This is a genomic window from Streptomyces olindensis, from assembly GCF_040645895.1.
Lineage (GTDB): Bacteria > Actinomycetota > Actinomycetes > Streptomycetales > Streptomycetaceae > Streptomyces > Streptomyces olindensis.
The window spans coordinates 93,017-114,719 of record NZ_JBEYZD010000002.1 but is presented as its reverse complement, the minus strand read 5'-3'; the positions used below and the strand labels follow the sequence as shown (position 1 = coordinate 114,719).

General features: G+C 73.2%; 20 protein-coding genes, 1 pseudogene and 1 riboswitch. Of the genes and pseudogenes, 10 read left to right on the top strand and 11 right to left on the bottom strand.

Annotated features, from left to right (window positions below; genetic code table 11):
* The first annotated feature begins 41 nt into the window (after window positions 1-41).
* The gene (locus ABZ948_RS01675) at window positions 42-509 is read left to right on the top strand and encodes a carboxymuconolactone decarboxylase family protein (RefSeq protein WP_359756264.1); all 468 of its coding nucleotides are present in this window, start codon (window positions 42-44) and stop codon (window positions 507-509) included.
* 126 nt (window positions 510-635) lie between these two features.
* On the opposite strand, the gene ABZ948_RS01670 is transcribed toward ABZ948_RS01675, so the two are convergent.
* From ABZ948_RS01670 to ABZ948_RS01645, 6 genes are read right to left on the bottom strand one after another with little or no spacing between them, the layout of a single operon-like run.
* Window positions 636-1,439 (bottom strand): aminotransferase class IV, encoded by an 804-nt coding sequence (locus tag ABZ948_RS01670; RefSeq protein WP_359756262.1) that lies wholly within the window; start codon window positions 1,437-1,439, stop codon window positions 636-638.
* Between the two features lie 11 nt (window positions 1,440-1,450).
* A complete protein-coding gene (locus ABZ948_RS01665; RefSeq protein ID WP_359756261.1) occupies window positions 1,451-2,629 on the bottom strand; it encodes an FAD-dependent monooxygenase in 1,179 nt (392 codons plus the stop codon).
* Window positions 2,626-4,197 carry a class I adenylate-forming enzyme family protein gene (locus ABZ948_RS01660; protein ID WP_359756259.1) on the bottom strand — a complete coding sequence of 524 codons (1,572 nt, stop codon included), beginning with the start codon at window positions 4,195-4,197 and terminating at the stop codon, window positions 2,626-2,628. Before ABZ948_RS01660 ends, ABZ948_RS01665 begins: the two co-directional genes overlap by 4 nt.
* Window positions 4,198-4,220: 23 nt before the next feature.
* Window positions 4,221-5,744 (bottom strand): AMP-binding protein, encoded by a 1,524-nt coding sequence (locus ABZ948_RS01655; RefSeq protein WP_359756258.1) that lies wholly within the window; start codon window positions 5,742-5,744, stop codon window positions 4,221-4,223.
* Entirely contained in the window at window positions 5,741-8,689 is a 2,949-nt protein-coding gene (gene pabB, locus ABZ948_RS01650; protein ID WP_359756257.1) for an aminodeoxychorismate synthase component I, read from the bottom strand. The genes ABZ948_RS01655 and pabB overlap by 4 nt, the downstream gene beginning before the upstream one ends.
* 30 nt (window positions 8,690-8,719) lie before the next feature.
* A complete protein-coding gene (locus tag ABZ948_RS01645) occupies window positions 8,720-9,298 on the bottom strand; it encodes an antibiotic biosynthesis monooxygenase (RefSeq protein ID WP_359756255.1) in 579 nt (192 codons plus the stop codon).
* A gap of 300 nt (window positions 9,299-9,598) precedes the next feature.
* Between ABZ948_RS01645 and ABZ948_RS01640 the strand changes: the two genes are divergently transcribed.
* From ABZ948_RS01640 to ABZ948_RS01630, 3 genes are all read left to right on the top strand, one after another.
* On the top strand, window positions 9,599-9,955 hold the full coding sequence (locus ABZ948_RS01640; protein ID WP_359756253.1) for a hypothetical protein: 357 nt from the start codon (window positions 9,599-9,601) through the stop codon (window positions 9,953-9,955).
* A gap of 15 nt (window positions 9,956-9,970) precedes the next feature.
* Window positions 9,971-11,152: a glutathionylspermidine synthase family protein gene (locus ABZ948_RS01635; RefSeq protein ID WP_359756252.1), complete on the top strand. Its 1,182-nt coding sequence runs from the start codon at window positions 9,971-9,973 to the stop codon at window positions 11,150-11,152.
* A 45-nt stretch (window positions 11,153-11,197) separates the two neighbouring features.
* Window positions 11,198-11,283, top strand: a riboswitch (ZMP/ZTP riboswitch).
* A gap of 34 nt (window positions 11,284-11,317) precedes the next feature.
* Complete coding sequence (locus ABZ948_RS01630) at window positions 11,318-12,766, top strand: glycine hydroxymethyltransferase (RefSeq protein WP_359756250.1); 1,449 nt, start codon at window positions 11,318-11,320, stop codon at window positions 12,764-12,766.
* A gap of 12 nt (window positions 12,767-12,778) precedes the next feature.
* Here the strand turns inward: ABZ948_RS01630 and ABZ948_RS01625 are convergent, their stop codons facing one another.
* Window positions 12,779-13,147, bottom strand: a complete 369-nt coding sequence (locus ABZ948_RS01625; protein WP_359756401.1) for a hypothetical protein — start codon at window positions 13,145-13,147, stop codon at window positions 12,779-12,781.
* Between the two features lie 29 nt (window positions 13,148-13,176).
* A pseudogene (locus tag ABZ948_RS01620) lies at window positions 13,177-13,401 on the bottom strand (sigma factor); the annotation flags it as partial.
* Between the two features lie 89 nt (window positions 13,402-13,490).
* On the opposite strand from ABZ948_RS01620, the gene trpS reads away from it, so the two are divergent.
* Both trpS and ABZ948_RS01610 read left to right on the top strand, forming a co-directional pair.
* Entirely contained in the window at window positions 13,491-14,504 is a 1,014-nt protein-coding gene (gene trpS / locus ABZ948_RS01615) for a tryptophan--tRNA ligase (protein WP_359756249.1), read from the top strand.
* A gap of 142 nt (window positions 14,505-14,646) precedes the next feature.
* Window positions 14,647-15,228 carry a 2'-5' RNA ligase family protein gene (locus tag ABZ948_RS01610; protein ID WP_359756247.1) on the top strand — a complete coding sequence of 194 codons (582 nt, stop codon included), beginning with the start codon at window positions 14,647-14,649 and terminating at the stop codon, window positions 15,226-15,228.
* A 29-nt stretch (window positions 15,229-15,257) separates the two neighbouring features.
* On the opposite strand, the gene dprE2 is transcribed toward ABZ948_RS01610, so the two are convergent.
* Window positions 15,258-16,013, bottom strand: coding sequence for a decaprenylphospho-beta-D-erythro-pentofuranosid-2-ulose 2-reductase (gene dprE2 / locus ABZ948_RS01605; RefSeq protein WP_031119875.1), 756 nt, complete (start codon window positions 16,011-16,013; stop codon window positions 15,258-15,260).
* 33 nt (window positions 16,014-16,046) lie between these two features.
* The gene (gene dprE1 / locus ABZ948_RS01600) at window positions 16,047-17,429 is read right to left on the bottom strand and encodes a decaprenylphosphoryl-beta-D-ribose oxidase (RefSeq protein WP_359756245.1); all 1,383 of its coding nucleotides are present in this window, start codon (window positions 17,427-17,429) and stop codon (window positions 16,047-16,049) included.
* Between the two features lie 133 nt (window positions 17,430-17,562).
* Here dprE1 and ABZ948_RS01595 point away from each other — a divergent pair, with 133 nt between their 5' ends.
* Genes ABZ948_RS01595 through ABZ948_RS01580 form a run of 4 tightly spaced genes read left to right on the top strand, consistent with a single transcriptional unit; the run spans window position 17,563 to window position 20,375 of the window.
* Window positions 17,563-18,084, top strand: a complete 522-nt coding sequence (locus tag ABZ948_RS01595; protein ID WP_359756244.1) for a phosphatase PAP2 family protein — start codon at window positions 17,563-17,565, stop codon at window positions 18,082-18,084.
* Complete coding sequence (locus tag ABZ948_RS01590; RefSeq protein WP_359756242.1) at window positions 18,077-19,021, top strand: decaprenyl-phosphate phosphoribosyltransferase; 945 nt, start codon at window positions 18,077-18,079, stop codon at window positions 19,019-19,021. Before ABZ948_RS01595 ends, ABZ948_RS01590 begins: the two co-directional genes overlap by 8 nt.
* Window positions 19,018-19,470 (top strand): GtrA family protein, encoded by a 453-nt coding sequence (locus tag ABZ948_RS01585; RefSeq protein ID WP_359756241.1) that lies wholly within the window; start codon window positions 19,018-19,020, stop codon window positions 19,468-19,470. Before ABZ948_RS01590 ends, ABZ948_RS01585 begins: the two co-directional genes overlap by 4 nt.
* Window positions 19,458-20,375, top strand: coding sequence for a YihY/virulence factor BrkB family protein (locus ABZ948_RS01580; protein WP_359756239.1), 918 nt, complete (start codon window positions 19,458-19,460; stop codon window positions 20,373-20,375). The genes ABZ948_RS01585 and ABZ948_RS01580 overlap by 13 nt, the downstream gene beginning before the upstream one ends.
* Here the strand turns inward: ABZ948_RS01580 and ABZ948_RS01575 are convergent.
* Entirely contained in the window at window positions 20,323-21,642 is a 1,320-nt protein-coding gene (locus ABZ948_RS01575) for a D-alanyl-D-alanine carboxypeptidase family protein (protein WP_359756238.1), read from the bottom strand. The two genes, ABZ948_RS01580 and ABZ948_RS01575, sit on opposite strands and share 53 nt — an antisense overlap.
* Window positions 21,643-21,703: the final 61 nt, after the last annotated feature.

The window sequence follows — 21,703 nt, the reverse complement described above, 5'->3', positions numbered from 1 at the left end:
AATTCACCTCCGGAATACCGCCGGAAGGATAGGGTCGCCCCATGAGCGAAATCCCCTCCATACCGCGTGTCGCCCTGAAGGAAAAAACCCCCGACGTCTCCGCCGCAATGGGCTCCCTGCACGCCGCCGCCGTGTCCGCGGCGCAGGACGCCAAAGTCGAACCGGAACTGCTGGAACTCGTCAGGATCCGCGCCTCGCAGATCAACGGCTGCGCCTTCTGCCTCGATCTGCACACCAAGGACGCCCGCCGCGCCGGCGAGACCGAGCAGCGCCTGCACACCCTCACCGCCTGGCGGGAGACGCCCTTCTTCACGGCACGCGAGCGGGCCGCACTGGCCCTGACCGAGGCGGTGACGCTGGTCCATGACGGCCGCGTCCCCGACGCGGTCTACGCCGAGGCGGCCGAGGTCTTCGACGAGACGCAGCTCGCGGCCCTCATCTGGGCGGCCACCGTCATCAACGCGTACAACCGGATCGCGATAGCGACGCGAATGGTGCCGAAAAACTGAATCAGGCAGCAGAAAACAGCCGGGTGGGAATTCCCGACCCGGCTTTTCTGTTTCCCGGATTCAGCTCATCGTTCCCCGTGATTCAGCTCATCGTTCCCCGTGATTCAGGTCATCATTCCCCGTGATTCAGCACATCGGCAGCGGTTCCATCATTCCGTCCAGCCACGCCCGCCATTCCCCGGCCCGTTCCGCCGGAGGCACCCGCATCGGCCGCCCGGTCCATTCCGTCACGGGCCGGATCCCGTGCAGCGCGTTCACCAGCCACACCTCACGGCCGTCCAGCTCGGCCACGGTCCGCTCGCGGTGCGCGATGCGGATCCCGGAGCGCAGCGCCCGCTCCTGGACCAGCCCGGCGGTCACGCTCGGCAGGACGGGCAGCCCGGGCGGGGGCAGACACAGGGTGTCGTCCTCCCACCACAGGACACCGGCCGTGGCCGACTCCAGGACCGTGCCCGAGGGCGCGATCAGCACCGCCTCGTCGGCGCCCTCGCCGCGGGCCCGGCGGCGCACCCGGTCCAGGGCGTCCAGGTCCGGGCCCTTCCGGCGGGGCACGGTGCGCGGATCGGGCTGCCCCGCCGCCCACAGCCGGACCCCCGCTCCGAGCGGTGGCGCGGGCCGCAGCCGCAGCCGCAACTCGAGCGACCCGGCGGCGAGTTCCACCCGCGGGAACCACTCACCCGTGCGCGGCAGCACGGCGGTCACGTCCTGCCAGAACGCGGCGAGCCGGCGCGGCTCCGGCCCGCCGCAGTCCCCGCAGGACCGCGAGAACCGCTCCCGGTGCCGGGCGTAGGCCCGCACCCGGCCCTCGCGCAGCAGCCAGGAGTCCGCCACCAGCAGCCGTCCCCCCACCGCCTGGTCCGGGGCAGGGGCCAGGCCACGGCCCGCCGTCCACGTCCACAGGCCCTCCGCCACCACCGGTCCGGTCTCCACGCGTTCCTCCTTCAGTACGTGCGGCCCGCGACGGCCGGTGCCCCGTGCCGGGGCCCGTACGGCGCGTGCTCCAACCAGGATCCGCACCAGGGCAGCACCGGCGCCAGCGCCGCCGCGGCCCGCTGCCGGACCCGCACGATCCGGCGGCGCGGCCGCAGATGGTCCAGGGCCGTGCCGGCGGCGGCGCTGTTGAACAGGGCCGCCGCGCGGCGCACCTCGGCGAAGCGCGCGACCGCCTCGCCGGTCCCCGCGGCGATGGCCTCGGCGGCCGCCGCCGCGTCCGCGATCCCGCTGTTCATCCCGCGCGCCCCGAACGGCGGGAACAGGTGCGCCGCCTCGCCGGCCAGCAGCACCCGCTCCCGCGGATCGGTGAACGAGGCGGCCACCTTGCGCAGGAAGCGGTACGTCGACACCCACAGGATCCGGTCGCCGTAGCCGTCCCCGACGACCGCGGGCAGCCACCGCCGTACGGCCTCCTCGGTGCCGTACGCCTCCGGCCGGTCGTCGTCCCGGCACTGCAGGTCCACCTGGAAGCCCCCGGTGAACGGCACCCGCATCACACTGCGCCCGCCGACCCCGGGGTGCTCGTAGTGGAAGACCCGCTCCAGCGGCAGCTCGGCGCCCGGGACGTCGGCGACGTCCACGACGACGTGGAAGCCCTCGCCGTGGGTGCCCTCCAGCGCGATGCCCAGCTCGCGCCGGACCGTGGAGCGGGCCCCGTCGGCGGCGACGGCGTGGGAGCCGCTCCACACCCGCCCGTCCTCACCCGTCAGCCGGACCCCGCTCGACGTGGCGTGCCCGCCCGCCACGCGCGCCCCCCACACGAACTCCACCCCGGTCCGCTCGCAGGCCGCCCGCAGGAACCGTTCGGTGTCCGTCTGCCGCAGGCTGGTGAAGGGCGGCGGGCCGGAGGGCGGCGGGTAGGCGCGGGCGTAGACCTCGCGGCCCCGGTAGAGGGTGCGCCTGGTGTGCCACGTCCGCCCGTACGCGGTGATCTCCGCCGCGAGGCCGGGCAGCATCGCGTCCAGCAGGGCGAGGGTCTCCCGGTGCACGAACAGGGCCCGGCTGCCCGGCCGTTCCCGGTCCTCGGGATCGGCCTCCAGCAGGACGACCGGGAGGCCGTGCCCCCGCAGCGCCAGCGCCGCCGACAGGCCCACGGGTCCGGCGCCCACGACCAGGACCGGGGTCATGCCCGGGCGCCTTCGGCCCGGGCACCGGCCAGCATGCGGGCGATCTCCACCCGCTTCACCTTCCACGTGGCGGTCATCGGCAGGTCCTCGAACCGCCACTGCCGCGGCTCGGCCATCACCGGCAGGTCCGCCGTGGCCCGCCGCCAGCGCTCCGGGTCCAGGGGCCGCTCGCCGCGCACGCACACCACCGGCACCGGCTCCCGGTCCGCGCCCGGCACGATGACGACCTCGCGCAGCTCCTCCAGCCGGGACATCAGCGCGTCCTCGACCTCCAGGTTGCTGTGCACGGCGTCGATCTGGTCCACCTCCCGGTCGATCAGGTACAGCGCGCCCAGACGGCTCCGGTAGCCCATGTCGCCCATCTCCCACCAGCCGTCGGTGAGCTGACGGTCGTAACGCTCCGGCATGCCGAGGTAGGTGAGGATCCGGCCCCGGGTGCGGGCCTCGATCCGGCCCGGTGTGCCCGGCGGGACCGTTCTGCCCCCGGCGTCGGTGACACGGACCCGGGTGAAGCCGGGTATCCCGTACCCGACCCGGCGGCCGTCCGCGCGGGCGGCGCTGCGCCGGGTCACCACCTGGAACGCCACCGGGCCCGTCTCGCTCTGCCCGTACAGCTGGACCAGCCAGGGCGTACGGCGCCGCGACGCGCCCAGCAGCCGCCGCACGGTACGCGGATGGATCGCGTCGAACGTCGAGCCGTACGACCGGACCCGGGACAGCGGGGCGCCGGGCGCGCCGGCCAGCTCCTCCCACAGCACGAACGTGTTGGGGTGCGTCTCCACGATGCCGGGCCGGTGCCGGACCAGCAGCGGGCCCACCGCGGCCGGGTCCGGGTCGGTGATCAGTACGAGCGGGCTGCCGAAGTGCAGCAGCACGCCGAGCAGATGGTAGAAGCGCGAGTGCACGAACGACATGTGCAGGGCCGCGGTCTCGCCCCGGGTGGGCCAGCCCATCGCCTGCTGCGGCACGAGCCGGTTCCACATGGCCTGTGCGCAGTGCACGGCCAGTTTGGGCACGCCCGTGGTCCCGGAGCTGTGCGTGATCAGGGCGGGTTCGCGGGGATGGAGCCGTACGGGCGGGGGCGGCTCGGCGCCGGCGTGCCGCGCCAGGGGTTCCGCCCCGGGCGCGTCGTCGACGGTGAGCGTCCGCCGCACGAGCCCGGGCAGGTCGACGCCCCGCAGTCCGTCCAGCGTCGCGCCGTCGGTGATCAGCCAGGGCCGGCGCAGCCGTGCCAGGAGCTGCCCGGCCACGGCGGGGGCCAGCGCCGGCGACAGCAGCACCGGCACGGCCCCGATACGGGAGACCGCGCAGGTCAGCAGCATGAGGTCGACGTTGTCCGCCTTGTGCACGACGACCTGCTCCGAGGGCCGCACCCCCGCCTCCCACAGCCGCCCCGACAACTCCTCGACCAGCTCGGCCAGGACCGTGTAGGTCAGGTCGACCCCGAGGGCGGGGGCGACGTCCAGCGGCCGGTCCAGGGTGACGAAGACGGCCCCGTGCCGGTCGGCGGCACGCCGGAAGACCGGTCCCAGATAGAAACCGCGGTCGGCGAACAGGGGCTGTCTCATGGGCCGTTCCTTTCCGAGGTGGTTCACCAGGCGCCCCGGCGGACCAGCAGGCGACGGAGCTTCCCGGTCGCCGTGCGGGGCAGCGACGGGACGAAGCTGACGCTGCGGGGGACCTTGAACGCGGCGAGGTTCTCCCGCGCCAGGGCGATGAGTTCGTCCGCCAGCCCGTCCCGCACCGGCGCGGCCGGCACCACGAAGGCCCGCAGCCGGCTCGCGCCCCGCCCGTCCGCGACGGCGGCGACCGCCACCTCCCGCACCGCCGGGTGACCGCGCAGCACGGCCTCCACCTCCAGCGGGGACACGGTGATCCCGCCGACCATCTCCATGTCGTCGACGCGGCCCAGATGCCGGTAGGAGCCGTCCGGCTCGCGGCGGGCCCGGTCCCGCGTCGCCAGCCAGCCGCCCACCAGGGTCCGGGCGGTCTCCTCGGGCCGGTTCAGATAGCCGGGCGTCACCGTCGGCCCGCGCACCCACATCTCGCCCTCCTCGCCGTCCGGCACCGGGCGCCCGTCCCGGTCGCGCAGCTCCACCTCGAAGCCGGGCACGGGACGCCCGACCGTGCCCGGGCGGTGGTGGGCGAAGCCGTTGGCGCAGAACGCGTGCCCGGCCTCGGTGGAGCCGATCTGCTCCAGCACCGGCGCGTCCAGCAGCGCGCCCACCTGCTCGGCCAGCGGCTCCGGCAGGCTCTCCCCGGCCGACACCGCCGCCCGCACCGACGCGAAGCACCCCTCGTGCCCACTGCCCCGCTCGGCCACCAGGGCGGCGTACGCGGACGGCACGGAGTAGAGCAGCGTCACCCGGTGCCGGGCGACGAGCTCGTCGAGGGTCGCGGGCGTGGGGCGCCGGTCCACCAGGACGGCGGACGAGCCCGAGAAGAGCGGGAAGACGAAGGCGTTGCCGAAGCCGTAGGCGAAGAACAGCTTCGACACCGACAGGGTGACGTCGTCCGCGGTGATCCGCAGCACCCGCCGGCCGATCAGGTCGTGGTACGTCCGCGGATCGCCGTGCGTGTGCACGACACCCTTGGGGCGGCCCGTGGTGCCGGAGGTGTACTGGACGTAGAGGGGGCTCCGCGCGTCGACCTGGTGGGCGGGCACGGGCCCGGCGGCCGGTGCCAGGGCCATCAGCTGGTCGGCGCCGAGGCGTGACCGGCCGGCGAACCGCTCCTCCAGACCCGGGCCCGTCACGCACAGCACGGCCCCGGTGTCCTCGGCGAGGAACACGTGGTCGGCCGCCGGGAGTTCGGGGTTGACCAGGACCGCCACGGCACCCAGGCGGGCGGTGGCGAGGAAGGCCGTCACCCAGGCGAGGGAGTCGGGCAGCGCCAGCAGCACGCGGTCGCCGGGCCGGACCCCGTGCCCGGCCAGCACGGTCGCGGCCCGGGCCGCGAGGTCGTGCACCTCGCCGTGGGTCCAGGACCGGTGGCCCTGGTGGAAGGCGGCCCGCCCGCCCCAGCCGCGCCGCTCGGCCAGCCCGGCCAGCTGGGCGGCGAGATTCCCGGGCGCCCCGGCCTCGGCCGGGTGCGGGGCGACCTGCGGACTGGTCATCGCCGGGCCTCCTCGGCCGTCCCCGCCCGGCTCCCCGGCGGGGCCTGCCGCCGCATCCGGTCGGCCGTGTGCTGGTTCAGGGCCCGCATCGGGGCCGCCGTCTTCAGCAGCATCTCCTCGTACTCGGCCTCCGGATCGGAGCCGAGGACGATCGCCCCGCCCGCACCCAGGTGCAGCCGACCGTCGGCGACCACGGCGGTCCGGATCACGATGCTGAGATCGGCGCCGCCGCCGCACCCGAAGTAGCCGAGCGCCCCCGAGTAGACGCCCCGGGCCTCGGTCTCCAGCGAGTCGATGATCTCCATGGTGCGCAGCTTGGGCGCACCGGTCATGGAGCCGCCCGGGAAGCAGGACCGCACGCAGTCCACCGCGTCCGTGCCCGGGCGCAGCCTGCCCTGCACGGTCGAGACGAGCTGGTGCACCGTGGCGTACGTCTCCGTGGCCATGAGCTTGGACACCCGCACCGACCCGGTCCGGCAGACCTGCCCCAGGTCGTTGCGGAGCAGGTCCACGATCATCAGGTTCTCGGCCCGCGTCTTGGCGTCCGACGCGAGCGCGTCCCGCAGCCGGGCGTCCTGTGCGGGACTGTCGCCCCGGGGCGCGGTCCCCTTGATGGGTTTGGCCTCGACCGTGCCGTCCCGGCCGATCCGCAGGAACCGCTCGGGCGAGGAGCCGGCCACCTCCAGCTCCCCGAACCTCAGGAACGCCGCGTACGGCGCCGGGTTGTCGCGGCGCAGCGTCCGGTAGAACTCGAAGGTGTCGGGCGGGGCGGGCAGCCGGGCGGCGTTGGTCAGGCAGACCTCGTAGCTGGTGCCGGCCCGCAGCTCCCGCCGGCACGCCTCGATGTCCGCGAGGTACCGGGCCCGGTCGCGCACCAGCCACGGCTCGGCGGCGCCGGGGTCCGCCGGGGCCGGCGGCACGGGCAGGGGCGGCCGCTCCGCCGCCACGCAGCTGAGGTCGGCCAGGGCGCCCTCCAGCCAGTCGGCGGCCTCCCGGGCGGCCTGCGGGGTGTCCTCGGCCAGGCAGACGGCGTACGTGAAGCCCTCCTGGTGGTCCACCGCGATCACCCGGTCGGCGAACAGCCAGGCGGCGTCCGGGACCGGGGAGCGGTGCCGGTTGGGCGACCCGCAGTCGGCCTTCATCTCGTAGCCGAAGTAGCCGACATAGCCCCCGGTGAAGTCGAACGGCAGCCCGGTCGCGTCCACGCGACGGTTCGTCAACTGCCGCTTCAGGTAGTCGAAGACACTCGCCGTGACCTTCCGCACCGGCCGCCCCGCCCGCTCGATCTCGCAGCGCCCGGTGCCGACGTCGTACCGCACGAACTCGGCGAGCGGCCCGCTGCCGTCCCCGAGGAACGAGAACCGGGACCGACCCGGCTCGACCAGGGAGCTGTCCAGCCAGAACCCGCGCGGGGCCCCGGCGAACATCCGGCCGAACACCGCCTCGGTGTCGACGGCACCGGTGATCCGCCGACTGTGCAGCCGGTACCCGACACGGTCGGGGCGGCGGGGCCGGGGAATGGTGGCGGAGGACGCCACTGCTGTGCCGCCCAGGGCACCCCTGCCGCCCACGGCACCCCGGCCGGACCCGGCACCCACCGCCGGCACGGTTCCCGCGGACCTGGCAGCTTCACCGGTCTTGGCTGCTCCGTCGGACGCGGTGATCCTGTCGGGCCCGGCAGCTCCGTCGGACGTGGCGACCCTGTCGGGCCTGGCAGCCCCGCCGGACGCCACACTCCCCGACGTGACGGCCCCGTCGGACCTGGCGGCTTCGCGGGACGCGGTACCTCCCGACGTGACGGCCCCGTCGGACCCGGCGGCCTGGCGGGACGCGGCGGTCCCGCCAGGCTTGGCAGCCTCAGCGGTCCTGGCACCTTCGCCGGACGCGGCGACCCCGTCGGTCCTGGCAGCTCCGTCGGACGTGGCGACCCTGTCGGGCCTGGCAGCCCCGCCGGACGCCACACTCCCCGACGTGACGGCCCCGTCGGACCTGGCGGCTTCGCGGGACGCGGCGCCCCCGTCGGGCTTGGCAGCCCCGCCGGACGCGGTACCTCCCGACGTGGCGGCCCCGTCAGCCCCGGCGGCATCGCGGGACGCGGCGATCCCCTCAGGCTCGGCCGCTCCGCCGGACGCCGTGCCCCCGCCGGGCCGGCACGCCTCGCCACGGGAGACCGCGGTGACCTGGAAGACGGCCGCGGCGGCCGCAGGGCGTGGGACGACGCCGTTCCCGGCGACGACCGCCCCGGTCCCGACGACCACCCCCGCTCCCGGCCGCCGTACCCCGGCGTCGCACTCCGGCACCCCGGGGCGGCGCAGCACGCCCTCGTGCGACGGCACCGCCGTGTTCTTCGTGCGCAGCTTGCCGGCCCGCTCGGCGGTCAGGTTCCGGAAGTTCACCAGCATGCGGTGGCCGTACTCCGTGAGGACGGACTCCGGGTGGAACTGCACGCCCCACAGCGGCCGGCTGCGGTGCCGCAGCCCCATCAGGACGCCGTCCTCCGCCCAGGCCGTCGCCTCCAGCGACGCGGGCAACGGCTCGCGCACGGCCAGCGAGTGGTAGCGGACGGCGGTGAAGTGCTGCGGCAGGCCCCGGAACAGATCCCGTTCGTCGTGCCGGACCGTGGACAGATGCCCGTGCCGCGGCTCCGGGGCCGGCCCCACCAGCCCGGCCTCCGCGAGCGCGATGCCCTGATGCCCCAGGCACACGCCCAGCACGGGCACCGGACACGTGGCGAGCAGCCTGGCCCCGATGCCGAAGTCCCGCGCGTCACCCGGGTGTCCGGGGCCGGGGGACACCACGAGGTTGTCGAACTTCCCGGGATCCGGCAGGTCGTCGACGGACACGTCGTTGCGGACCACCACCGGCTCCTCGCCGTTGACCTCGGCGATCAGCTGGAACAGGTTGTACGTGTACGAGTCGTAATTGTCGATGAGCAGGGTCTTCACCCGCCCACCTCCCTCTGTTCGTTCGCGAGCCTAGGTGGCCCGGCGTTTGTGCCGTCCGCGCAGCGCCTGGAGCGACGGGTACAGCCATTTCCTGAAGAAACGCTGGAGCCGTGGCATGAGAATCCAGGTGACAAGGGCCGTCACACACAGACACAACAACAGCGTGCGCAGCAGTGCATTGAGGTCACCGAGATAGGGAAGCACCGTCAGATTGAACAGGAGCACCGGCGGAAAAACCGCGCTCATATTCACGAACCAAAGTTTCCATTTCGACGGCGGAGCAGGCGGCGCCGGAGTCAGGGTCTGCGCATCGAACCAGGCCCGGGCACCCGGCACCCGCCTGCGCTCGGCCTCCCGGGCGATTCCCTCCAGCCGGGCATCCCACTGTGCCCGGGAAGGCGATTTCTCCCAGGCCAGGGCCGAACCCTCGCTGGCGAAGCGATAGACGACATGCCACTCCGCCCCTCCGTCGACAAGTACCCCACCCCCCAGAAATCCCGGCTGACGCGCGGTCGCGCCCAGCATGGCCCACCCCCAGGAGTGGAAGTCGGCCGCACGGCCCGGCGTCACGCGATAGGCCACGGTGACCGTGACGGGATTACTGGTCACGCCGTCCCTTACGGAAAGCGCTCCCTCCGCGTTCAAGATTCAACAAAGGATTTTCCGGTTGTCCGGAAGGTGAAGGTTGTGTGTAGCCGGGAAAGCACTTGCGGTCACTTCCCCCAGCGCGCGTCACCCAGGGCACCAAAAGCCCACACCGCTCCAAAGGCCACAATCCGACGGCGGGGGAGGACGCTAGCCCGGGGGGCCTCCTGCACGCCCGTTCCCACCGCTCTCTAGGCTGTCCGCTCGGCAGTGCACACGGGGACACCCGGCAGTGCGCACGGGGACACCACGGGGAGACAGGACATGGCGGAAACACGGCGACGACTGCGTTCGAGCACGGTGGTGCTGGGCGGCATGGGCGTCCTCGCGGCGGCACTGTCCGCGTGCGGCTCCGACCCGGACCGCCGCTGTGTGGACCGGGAGAGCTACGACTACATCAACGGCTACAAGATCGTCGCCGACAAGAACTGCACGTCGTCCTCCGGCTCCTCCACCGGCAAGGCCCGCAAGAACACCGGCAAGACCAGGGCCATGGACGCCGACTGGTACTACGACGCCGACGTCAGCGGCGGCTACGCCGACCACGGCACCTTCAGCCGCAGCGAGGCCGTCGACCGGGGCGGCTTCGGCTGCTCCGGCTCCGGCAGCGGCGGCGGCTGACCGGGCCGTACGCAGATGGAACGCCGCACTGCAGAGCCCCGCGCCGGCTGGCAGCAGACCGTCGAGGAACAGGGCCTGATCTACCCGCTCACCCGCTACCCCGACGACTCCCTGCGCCCCTACTGGGACGAGAGCGCCTACTACGTCTTCACCCTCCCGGAGATCGAGGCCCTGGAGGAGGTGGTCGAGGACCTCCACCGCATGTGCCTCGCGGCGGCCGAACACATCGTCGCCGAGGACCGCTTCGCCGACCTGGGCATCACCGACCCCCGCGTGGCCCGGGCGGTCGCCGAGGCCTGGCACCGCCGCGCCGAACTCCCCTCCGTCTACGGCCGCTTCGACCTCCGCTACGACGGCACCGGCCCGGCCAAGCTCCTGGAGTACAACGCCGACACCCCCACGTCACTGGTCGAGGCCGCCTCCCCCCAGTGGTTCTGGATGGAGGAGCGCTTCCCCGGCGCCGACCAGTGGAACTCCCTCCACGAACGCCTCATCGACGCCTGGAAGAAGCAGTCCGCCCTCCTCCCGCCGGGCAGCCCCCTGTACTTCGCGTACTCCTCCGCCGACGAACTCGGCGAGGACCTGATGACGGTCGCCTACCTCAAGGAGACCGCCGAGCAGGCCGGGCTGCCCACCGAGTGGATCTCGATGGAGGAGATCGGCTGGGACCGCCTCTCCGGCCGCTTCGTCGACCAGCGCCTCCGCTTCATCCGCAGCATCTTCAAGCTCTACCCCTGGGAGTGGCTCACCACCGACCGCTTCGCCGGCCACGTCCTGGACACCCTCGACAACGGCGGCGGCACGGGCTCCACCCTGTGGATAGAACCGGCCTGGAAGATGCTCCTCAGCAACAAGGCGCTGCTCGCGATCCTCTGGGAGCTCTACCCCGGCCACCCGAACCTCCTCCCGGCCTACCTGGACGGCCCCCGGGACCTCACCGCCACGGGCTGGGCCGCCAAGCCCCTCCTCGGCCGGGAGGGCGCGGGCGTCACCATCCACGAGCCCGGCACGGACCCCGCCCCGCGCGACGAACCCTGCTGCTACCAGCAACTGGCCCCCCTGCCCGACTTCGACGGCAACCGCGTGGTCCTGGGCGCCTGGGTGGTGGAGGACGAGTCGGCGGGCCTGGGCATCCGCGAGTCGTCGGGCCTGATCACGGACGAGTACGCGAGGTTTCTTCCCCACGTGATCCTCTGAGGTGCGAAACCCGCGCCCGGCACCGAAGGGCGACCCGGTAGGCTGACCGAGGGCCGTGACTGGCGCGCTGGGATGGACTAACCATCGGGGAGCGGCCCGAGCAGAGAGAGCCGTGCGCCTGGGCCGTACCGTGAACGCTGAACACAACGTCCGGAGGTCCCACACATGTCAGCCGAGCCCCTCTCCACCGCTTCCACCGCCTACCGCGCAGCCCTCGACGTCATCCGCGCCGTGGAACCCCGCGTGGCGGACGCCATCGGCCAGGAGGTCGCCGACCAGCGCGAGATGCTCAAGCTGATCGCCTCGGAGAACTACGCCTCCCCGGCCACGCTCCTGGCGATGGGCAACTGGTTCAGCGACAAGTACGCCGAGGGCACCATCGGCCGCCGCTTCTACGCCGGCTGCCGCAACGTCGACACCGTCGAGTCGCTGGCCGCCGAGCACGCCAAGGAACTCTTCGGCGCCCGCCACGCCTACGTCCAGCCGCACTCCGGTATCGATGCCAACCTCGTCGCCTTCTGGTCGGTCCTCGCCCAGCGCGTCGAGCTGCCCGCCCTGGAGAAGGCCGGCGTCCGCCAGGTCAACGAGCTCTCCGAGGAGGACTGGGCGGAGCTGCGCCGCGCCTTCGGCAACCAGCGCATGCTCGGCATGTCCCTGGACGCCGGCGGCCACCTCACCCACGGCTTCCGCCCGAACATCTCCGGCAAGATGTTCGACCAGCGCTCCTACGGCACGGACCCGGCCACCGGCATCCTCGACTACGAGGCCCTGCGCGCCTCCGCCCGCGAGTTCAAGCCGCTGATCATCGTCGCCGGCTACTCGGCCTACCCCCGTCTGGTGAACTTCCGGATCATGCGCGAGATCGCCGACGAGGTCGGCGCCACGCTCATGGTGGACATGGCGCACTTCGCGGGCCTGGTCGCGGGCAAGGTCCTCACCGGCGACTTCGACCCGGTGCCGCACGCGCAGATCGTGACGACCACCACCCACAAGTCCCTGCGCGGCCCCCGCGGCGGCATGGTCCTGTGCGACGACTCCCTGAAGGACCAGGTCGACCGCGGCTGCCCGATGGTCCTCGGCGGCCCGCTCCCGCACGTGATGGCCGCCAAGGCCGTCGCCCTGGCCGAGGCCCGCCAGGAGTCCTTCCGCGACTACGCCCAGCGCATCGTCGACAACTCCCGGGCGCTCGCCGAGGGCCTCATGCGCCGCGGCGCCACGCTGGTCACGGGCGGTACGGACAACCACCTGAACCTGATCGACGTCGCCTCCTCCTACGGCCTCACCGGCCGCCAGGCCGAGGCCGCCCTCCTCGAGTCGGGCATCGTCACCAACCGCAACGCCATCCCCGCCGACCCGAACGGCGCCTGGTACACCTCGGGCATCCGCATCGGCACGCCCGCGCTCACCACCCGCGGCCTCGGCACGGCGGAGATGGACGAGGTCGCGGGCCTGATCGACCGCGTCCTCACCACCACCGAGCCGGGCACCACCAAGTCGGGCGCCCCCTCCAAGGCGGCCCACGTCCTCGACCCGAAGATCGCCGACGAGATCTCCCGCAGGGCGACGGACCTGGTGGCGGGCTTCCCGCTCTACCCCGAGATCGACCTCGGCTGAGCCCCGCCGGGCTCATCGCAGGCGGGATCTCGACGCGCTCACCGACGTCAGGGACCCCAGGTCGATCAGCTCATGTCGTGGCTCCTCTCCTGGCGGTGGTCCGGCTTCGTGCCGGGCCGCCGCGCGGCGTAGGACATGACCGCCGCCGAGCCCCAGGAGCAGGCCCCCGGCCGCCCACCAGACACCGCCGCCGACCGGGCCGGACCCTCTCGCGGCGGACCGGTCACCGGTGCTCCCGTCGGGCACGGGCAGGGCTGCTGCGGCCGGCTCCACCGGCTCTCCGAGCAGCCCGGCCCGGTCCATCTGCGAGTGGATCGAGCGCGGTGCCCGATGCCAGCGGATGTCGTCGTCGTCCACGCCGGGCGCCGGATCGGAACGCACCCACGGCGTGCCGTCCTCGGCGAGGAACTGAACGCCATGCCGTCCCGGAACCGGCCCAGCGCGCAGTACGCCTTGACGAAGGCCTGCTGCACCACGTCCTCCGCGTCCGGCCCCGCCCCGAGCGCCGCGGCCGCGCGGAGCGCGATCGCCGTATGCGCACGCACCAGCACCGCGTACGCCTCCGGATCTCCGGCGCGTACGCGTGCGATCACCGCGGCCTCATCGACGATGCGGCCCCCCTCCCGCGTCCTCACATGCTTGTTACACCGCCGGGCACGGATCGGTTCCCCCCTGTTTCGGACCAGTTCCGGATCGCCCTCCGGGACCTGAGAGAATGGTGAGCATGGCCTCTGACCGACCCCGCGTGCTCTCCGGCATCCAGCCCACCGCCGGCTCGTTCCACCTCGGCAACTACCTCGGCGCCGTCCGCCAGTGGGTGGCCCTGCAGGAGACCCACGACGCGTTCTACATGGTCGTCGACCTGCACGCGATCACCATCCCGCAGGACCCCGAGGACCTGCGCGCCAACACCCGCCTGGCCGCCGCCCAGCTGCTGGCCGCGGGGCTGGACCCGGACCGGTGCACGCTGTTCGTCCAGAGCCACGTCCCCGAGCACGCCCAGCTCGCCTGGATCATGAACTGCCTCACCGGCTTCGGCGAGGCCAGCCGGATGACCCAGTTCAAGGACAAGGCCGCCCGGCAGGGCGCCGAGCGCGCCTCGGTCGGCCTGTTCACGTACCCGATCCTCCAGGTCGCGGACATCCTGCTCTACCAGGCGAACGAGGTCCCCGTCGGCGAGGACCAGCGCCAGCACGTCGAGCTCACCCGCGACCTCGCCGAGCGCTTCAACGGCCGCTTCGGCCCCACCTTCACCGTCCCGAAGCCGTACATCCTCAAGGAGACGGCGAAGATCTACGACCTTCAGGACCCGTCGATCAAGATGAGCAAGTCGGCGTCCACGCCGAAGGGCCTCATCAACCTCCTCGACGAGCCGAAGGCCACGGCGAAGAAGGTCAAGAGCGCGGTCACCGACACGGACACGGTGATCCGCTACGACGCGGAGAACAAGCCCGGCGTGTCGAACCTCCTCACCATCCACTCCACGCTCACCGGCACGTCGATCGCCGAGCTGGAGCAGGAGTACGAGGGCAAGATGTACGGCGCGCTCAAGACGGACCTCGCCGAGATCATGGTCGAGTTCGTGACGCCGTTCCGGGAGCGCACGCAGCAGTACCTGGACGACTCCGAGACGCTCGACTCGATCCTGGCCAAGGGCGCCGAGAAGGCCCGCGCGGTCGCCGCGGAGACCCTCGCCCAGGCGTACGACAGGGTCGGCTTCCTGCCCGCCAAGCACTGAACCCGCCCCCGCGCGCAGCCGTACCACCGCACAGCGCTGTACATCACTCCGGTTGCGCCTGCCTGTAACCGGGTCGTGGCCGTACAGTCGATAACCGGGTGGTCGTATCAGCGGCCCGCTAACTGAACCGACAGGAGACGATGTGGGGACCGTAACGATCGGTGTCTCGATCGCGGTCCCGGAGCCTCACGGCAGCGAGCTCCAGCAGCTGCGCGCGGGCTTCGGCGACGCCGCGGCTCACGGCATCCCCACGCACGTCACCCTGCTGCCGCCGACGGAGATCGACGAGACCGTCCTGCCGGCCGTCGAGGCCCATCTGACCGAGGTCGCCGCGGCCGGCCGGCCGTTCCCCATGCGCCTGTCCGGCACGGGCACCTTCCGGCCCCTGTCGCCGGTGGTGTTCGTCCGCGTCGTCGCGGGCGCGGAGGCCTGCACCGAGCTGCAGCAGCAGGTCCGCGACCCCGCCGGGCCGGTCGCACGCGAACTGCAGTTCCCGTACCACCCGCACGTCACCGTCGCCCACGGCATCGACGAGGCGGCCATGGACCGCGCCTTCGAGGAACTCGCCGGCTACGAGGCCGAGTGGCCCTGCACCGGCTTCGCCCTCTACGAACAGGGCGCCGACGGCGTGTGGCGCAAGCTGCGCGAGTTCACGTTCGGCGGCGGCTCGGTGGTCCCGCCCCAGGCCGGCCGCGTGGAACGGGGCTCGGTCCCCACGCGCTGATCCGCCGGCGGGTCCGCAGCCACCCCCTCTCAGATCGGCAACCGCCGGAACACCCCCCGCGGCAGATGCCGCAGTGCCGACATCACCACCCGCAGCGCGCCCGGGACCCACACCGTCTCCGAGCGGCGTCGCAGACCCAGTTCCACGGCCGTGGCGACCGCCTCGGGCGTGGTGGCGAGGGGCGCCTCGGGGAGGCCGGCGGTCATCCGGGTCCGGACGAAGCCGGGGCGTACGACCATGACGTGCACGCCCGTGCCGTGCAGCGCGTCGCCCAGGCCCTGGGCAAAGGCGTCCAGGCCGGCCTTGCTGGAGCCGTAGATGAAGTTGGCGCGGCGGGCCCGCTCGCCCGCGACGGACGACAGCACGACCAGCGAGCCGTGCCCCTGGGACTGGAGCGCGCGGGCGCACACCAGGCCCGCCGAGACCGCGCCGGTGTAGTTGGTCTGCGCGACCCGCACCGCCGCCTCCGGCTCCCGTTCGTCACGAGCCTGGTCGCCGAGCAGCCCGAAGGCGAGCAGCACCATGTCGATGTCGCCCTCGGCGAAGATCTTGCCGAGCACGGCCTCGTGGGAGGCCGGGTCGAGCGCGTCGAACGCGACGGTGTGCACATCGGCGCCGAGGCCGCGCAACTGCCCGGCGGCCTCCTCCAGCGCGGGCGAGGGGCGGCCCGCCAGCCAGACCGTGCGGGTGCGGCGGGCGATCAGCCGGCGGGCGGTGGCCAGCGCGATCTCGGACGTACCGCCGAGGACGAGCAGGGACTGGGGGAGGCCGAAGGCGTCCTTCATGACAGCTCCTAGGGGTTGCCTGGTTTCCGGTGCCTAGAGACCGAGGCGGCGGGACAGGTCGGACACGAAGACCCCGTGCGGGTCCAGTTCGGCGCGCAGGGTGCGGAAGTCGTCGAGGCGCGGGTACATCGCCGCGAGCAGCTCCGGGCGCAGCCGGGCGTCCTTGGCGAGGTAGACGCGCCCGCCGGCGGCGGCGACCTCCTCGTCGAGTTCGTCGAGGAACGCGCCGAGCCCGGGCAGACCCGCCGGGATGTCCAGCGCCAGCGTCCAGCCCGGCACGGGGAAGGACAGCCAGCCGGGGTCGGACTCCCCGAAGCGCTTGAGGACGGCGAGGAAGGACGGGCAGCGGCGTTCGGAGATCCGGCGCACGATGCGGCGCAGGGCGTCCTCCTGGCCGTAGCCGACGACGAACTGGTACTGCACGAAGCCGCCTTGGCCGTACACACGGTTCCAGTGGGGCACGCCGTCCAGGGGGTGGAAGAAGGCGGAGATCCGCTGGAGTCGACCGGCCCGGGCGCGGGGAGCCTTGCGGTACCAGAGCTCGTTGAACAGGCCCACGGTCGTGCGGGTGAGCAGGCCCTCGGGCAGGAGCGCGGGCGCGGACGGGAGGCGGGAGGTGCGGAAGGACAGCGCGTCGCGGCGCAGGCGGGCGGGGAGCGCGTCCAGGGGCGCGTGGTCGCCGCGGGTGAGGACCGCGCGGCCGGTCGCGGCGCCCCGGGCCAGCAGGTCGATCCAGGCGACCGAGTAGCGGTAGCGGTGGTCGGTGGCGGCCAGCCGGGCCATCAGGTCGTCGAGGTCCGCCGCCCGTTCGGTGTCGACCGACATCAGCGAGGTCTCCACCGGCTGGAGCCGGATCGTCGCGGTGAGGATCACCCCGGTCAGGCCCATGCCGCCCGCGGTGGCGTCGAACAGGGGCGTGCCGGGGATCACCGTGCGGATCTCGCCGTCCGCGGTGAGCAGTTCGAGGGCGAGCACGTGCCGGGCGAAGGAGCCCGAGACGTGGTGGTTCTTGCCGTGGATGTCGGCGCCGATCGCCCCGCCGACGGTGACATAGCGCGTGCCCGGGGTGACCGGCACGAACCAGCCCAGCGGCAGCAGCACTTCCATCAGCCGGTGCAGGGAGACGCCCGCGTCGCACAGCACGGTGCCGCCGTCGGCGTCGATCGCGTGGACCCGGTCCAGGCCCGTCATGTCGAGCACGGCCCCGCCCGCGTTCTGCGCGGCGTCCCCGTACGCCCGTCCCAGGCCCCGGGGGATCCCGCCGCGGGCCCCGCACTCCCGGACGGCCGCCGCGGCCTCCTCGTACGTCCGCGGGCGGATCAGCCGGGCGGCGCTGGGGGCGGTGCGGCCCCAGCCGGTGACGGTGGTGTGGTCCAAGCCCATGACGTCCGGGGCGGAATCGGTGTCGGCAGACATGTCGGTGACCGTATCGCCCTGGTGTGAGCTATTAGTTCGAGAACATGGCATCCCTCCCCGAAACGGGTGATTAATGGGATGTCGCTCAATATTGCCGGAGTTCAGGCCAGGTGGGCGTGAACAGTGAGTCCACATGGACGACCTCGACGACCTGCACGACATGGACCACCGGATCGTTTCGGCGCTCAGGGCGTGCGGCACCGACCCGCGCGTGGCCGGGGCCGCACGCGCCCTGTCCTGGGCGGGGGAGCACGCGGCGCTGTGGCTGGCGGCGGGGCTCGCCTCAGCCGCCGTGGACGGCAGGAGACGCGGCGCCTGGCTGCGCGGCACGGCCCTCACCGCGGGGGCGCACCTCGTCAGCATGGGGGTGAAGCGGATCGTGCGCCGCCCGCGCCCCGCGCACGTCGAGCCCCTGGTGCGCACCGCCGGCCGGCACTCCTTCCCCAGCTCCCACGCCACCTCCGCCGCGGCCGCCGCCGTGGCCTTCGGCGCCCTCGGGGCCCGCGCGGTCCCGCCGCTCGCCGCCGCCGTGTGCGTCTCCCGCCTGGTCGTCGGTGTCCACTACCCCTCCGACGTCGCGGCCGGCGCCGCCCTCGGCGCCCTCACGGCCCGCCTGGGCGCCCGCTGGGTGAACGGAGGCGCCCACCATGAGTGAGACGGCCGTCCTGCCCCAGCGCGCCCCCGAGCAGCCCTCCGCGCCCTCCCGCGGGGGCGGTCTCCTGGCCGGTCTCGTCAGGACCGCGCGCCCCCGGCAGTGGGTCAAGAACGTCCTCGTGGTCGCGGCCCCGGCCGCCGCGGGCGAGCTGTTCTCCCGGCACGCCCTGATCCGGCTCGCCCTGGTCTTCGTCCTGTTCACCGCCTGCGCCGCCGCCGTCTACCTCGTCAACGACGCCCGCGACGCCGACGCCGACCGTGCCCACCCCGTCAAACGGCACCGCCCGGTCGCCGCCGGACAGGTCCCCGTGCCCGTCGCCTACGCCGTCGGCGGCGCCCTCGGCGTCCTCGCGCCCTGCGCCGCGGCCTGGCTGTGCGGTCCGGCCGTCGCCGCCCTGCTGACGGCCTACCTCGCCATGCAACTGGCCTACTGCATCAGCCTCAAGCACGTCCTCGTCGTCGACCTGGCCGTCGTCACCACCGGGTTCCTGATGCGGGCCATGGCCGGCGGACTCGCCCTCGGCATCCCGCTGTCGCGCTGGTTCCTGATCACGACCGGGTTCGGCGCGCTGTTCATGGTGTCGGCCAAGCGCTACTCGGAGGCCGTGCAGATGGCCGGAAAAGCGGGCGCCACGCGCGCGTTGCTCACCGAGTACACCACCGGCTACCTCCGTTTCGTCTGGCAGCTCGCGGCCGGTGCCGCCGTCCTCGGCTACTGCCTGTGGGCCATGGAGGAGGGCGGCGTCCCGCACACCAGCGTGCTGCCCTGGCGGCAGCTGTCCATGGTCGCCTTCATCCTCGCGGTCCTCCGGTACGCCGTGTTCGCCGACCGCGGCACGGCCGGGGAACCCGAGGACGTCGTCCTGCGCGACCGGGCGCTCGCCCTCATCGGCCTGGCCTGGGTGACGATGTACGGCCTGGCGGTGGCCAACTGGTGACCCCGCGCGCGTGGCCGAGCCCCCCGGCCCCCGGCCGCCACGAGCTGCTGGGCTTCGCCGTCGTCGGTCTCCTCGCCTACGCCGTGGACCTGGCCCTCTTCACGTACCTGCGCGGCCCCGCCGCACTCGACCCGCTCACCGCCAAGGCCCTGTCCTTCGTGGCCGCCTGCGCCGTCGCCTACGCGGGCAACGCCCTCGGCCCCTACCGGACCGCGCGGGCCAGGGGGCTGCGCCCGTTCGCCGTGTTCTTCGCGGTGAACCTCGCCGGGGCCGCCGTCCAGCTCCTCTGCCTCGCCGTCAGCCACTACGGCCTCGGGCTCACCTCCCGGCGCGCCGACACCGTCTCCGGCGCGGTCGTCGGCATGGCCCTGGCCACAGTCCTGCGGTTCTGGGGTACCCGTACATGGGTGTTCCGGGCGGAGGGCAGAGTCGGATCATGGACTGGCTGAAAAGGCTCCCGGTGGTCGGACCGTGGGCGGAGCGGCTGATGATCACCCATGCGTGGCGGTCGTACGAGCGGCTGGACCGCGTGAAGTGGACGCGGCTGGCCGCCGCGATGACCTTCACCAGCTTCGTCGCGCTGTTCCCGCTGCTGACCGTGGCCGCCACCATCGCCGCCGCCACGCTCAGCACGGAGCAGCAGAACGCGCTGCAGGACAAGATCGCCGAGCAGGTGCCCGGCATCTCCGACCAGCTGGACATCGCCGGACTGGTGGACAACGCCGGCACGGTCGGCCTGATCGCGGGCGCGGTGCTGCTGTTCACCGGCATCAGCTGGGCCGGCTCCATGCGCGAGTGCCTGCGCGCGGTGTGGGAGCTGCCCGACGAGGAGGAGAACCCCGTCCTGCGGTACGGCAAGGACGCGGGCGTCCTGATCGGCCTCGGCGGCGCGCTCCTCGTCACCATCGCCGCCTCGGCCGTCGCCTCCGCGATGATCGGCTGGATCACCCGCCAGCTCGGCATCGACGAGGGCGGCTGGGGCGGGGCCCTGCTGCACGTCGCCGCGTTCCTGGTCGCCGTCCTCGCCGACTTCCTGCTGCTGCTCTACGTGCTGACGCTGCTGCCCGGCGTCGAGCCGACGCGCCACCGCCTGTTCGTGGCGGCGCTGACCGGCGCGGTCGGCTTCGAACTGCTGAAGCTGCTGCTCAGCGGCTACCTCCAGGGCGTGGCCGCGAAGAGCATGTACGGCGCGTTCGGCGTGCCCGTGGCGCTGCTGCTGTGGATCAACTTCACCTCGAAGCTGGTGCTGTTCTGCGCCTCCTGGACGGCGACGCAGAGCAAGCAGGAGGAACTCCCGGCCGTCACGGGCGAGTCCGGCGGCGCACCAGATCCGGCAGCGGCCACCGGCGGTTGACCAGGAACGCGCCGCCCGCGAGGAGCACCAGCACACCCCCGGTGATGCCGAGCGCGACCCCGATGCCGCTGGAGCCGTCCGCGGCCGGGGCGCTGGCCACCGGCTTGGCGCCGGTCCCGGCCGTGCCGCTGCCGCCGTCCCCGGAGCCACCGGCCTCGCCGGAGGGGTTCGCGCCCGGCTGGGCACTGGCCCGCGCGGCGCTCTTCGGCGGCACCAGCTCGCCCACCGGCTGCACCTTCCCGGCCGCCTTGAAGCCCCAGTCGAACAGCCGGGCGGTCTCCTTGTAGACCTCGTTGTGCTCGTCCTTCTCCGGGTTCATGACCGTGACCAGCAGCACCTTGCCGTTCCGCTCGGCGACCCCGGTGAAGGTGGCTCCCGCGTTGGTGGTGTTGCCGTTCTTGACGCCGGCGATGCCCTGGTAGACGGGGACGTCCGAGTCCCCGGCCAGCAGCCGGTTGGTGTTCTGGATCTCGAAGGACTTGCGGACCGTCTTGCCCTTCTTGTCCTTCTTCGTCTCGCCGGGGAACTTCGCGGTGACCGTCGAGGCGTACTCGCGGAAGTCCTTCTTCTGCATCCCCGAGCGGGCGATCAGCGTCAGGTCGTACGCGGAGGAGACCTGCCCCTCGGCGTCGTAGCCGTCCGGGCTGACCACGTGCGTGTCGAGGGCCTGGAGCTCCTCGGCGTGCTCGTTCATCTCCCTGACGGTGTTCTCGACGCCCTTGTTCATCGCGGACAGCACGTGCACGGCGTCGTTGCCGGAGCGCAGGAAGACGCCCAGCCAGAGGTCGTGGACCGTGTAGGTCTCGTCCTCCTTTATCCCGACCATGCTGGAGCCCGAGCCGATGCCGGCCAGGTCGGAGGGGGCGACCTTGTGCTGGGCGGTCCGGGGGAACTTCGGCAGCAGCGTGTCCGCGAACAGCATCTTCAGCGTGCTCGCCGGGGCGAGGCGCCAGTGCGCGTTGTGCGCGGCCAGCACGTCACCCGTCTCGGCGTCGGCGACGATCCAGGAGCGGGCGCTGACGTCCTTCGGCAGCACCGGCACGCCGCTCGCCAGGTTCACCTGCGTCCCCGGCTGCCCGAGCCGGGCGCCGCCCACGGTCGACATCGACGCCGGGGGAGTGGCCGAGGGGCTCGCCGACGGGCTGCCCGAGGGGCTCGGCGACGGGCTCGGGGCCGCGACGGCGGCGGGCGCGGCCAGGGCGAGGGACGACAGGACGGCGGAGGTGACCAGCAGGGATCGCCTGGCGGTCTTCTTCGGAGCGGGCACGGTCGGAAACGTACATGCCGTACGCAGGGAAGTCCCGCCTCCGGCCCCACCCCGCGAACGG

Excerpts from the sequence above, each read along its gene's own strand:
- ABZ948_RS01675 (WP_359756264.1), top strand. The coding sequence starts at position 42 with ATGAGCGAAATCCCCTCCATACCGCGTGTCGCCCTGAAGGAAAAAACC.
- ABZ948_RS01665 (WP_359756261.1), bottom strand. The coding sequence starts at position 2,629 with ATGACCCCGGTCCTGGTCGTGGGCGCCGGACCCGTGGGCCTGTCGGCG.
- ABZ948_RS01660 (WP_359756259.1), bottom strand. The coding sequence starts at position 4,197 with ATGAGACAGCCCCTGTTCGCCGACCGCGGTTTCTATCTGGGACCGGTC.
- ABZ948_RS01655 (WP_359756258.1), bottom strand. The coding sequence starts at position 5,744 with ATGACCAGTCCGCAGGTCGCCCCGCACCCGGCCGAGGCCGGGGCGCCC.
- ABZ948_RS01640 (WP_359756253.1), top strand. The coding sequence starts at position 9,599 with ATGGCGGAAACACGGCGACGACTGCGTTCGAGCACGGTGGTGCTGGGC.
- ABZ948_RS01635 (WP_359756252.1), top strand. The coding sequence starts at position 9,971 with ATGGAACGCCGCACTGCAGAGCCCCGCGCCGGCTGGCAGCAGACCGTC.
- ABZ948_RS01630 (WP_359756250.1), top strand. The coding sequence starts at position 11,318 with ATGTCAGCCGAGCCCCTCTCCACCGCTTCCACCGCCTACCGCGCAGCC.
- trpS (WP_359756249.1), top strand. The coding sequence starts at position 13,491 with ATGGCCTCTGACCGACCCCGCGTGCTCTCCGGCATCCAGCCCACCGCC.
- dprE2 (WP_031119875.1), bottom strand. The coding sequence starts at position 16,013 with ATGAAGGACGCCTTCGGCCTCCCCCAGTCCCTGCTCGTCCTCGGCGGT.
- dprE1 (WP_359756245.1), bottom strand. The coding sequence starts at position 17,429 with ATGTCTGCCGACACCGATTCCGCCCCGGACGTCATGGGCTTGGACCAC.
- ABZ948_RS01595 (WP_359756244.1), top strand. The coding sequence starts at position 17,563 with ATGGACGACCTCGACGACCTGCACGACATGGACCACCGGATCGTTTCG.
- ABZ948_RS01590 (WP_359756242.1), top strand. The coding sequence starts at position 18,077 with ATGAGTGAGACGGCCGTCCTGCCCCAGCGCGCCCCCGAGCAGCCCTCC.
- ABZ948_RS01580 (WP_359756239.1), top strand. The coding sequence starts at position 19,458 with ATGGACTGGCTGAAAAGGCTCCCGGTGGTCGGACCGTGGGCGGAGCGG.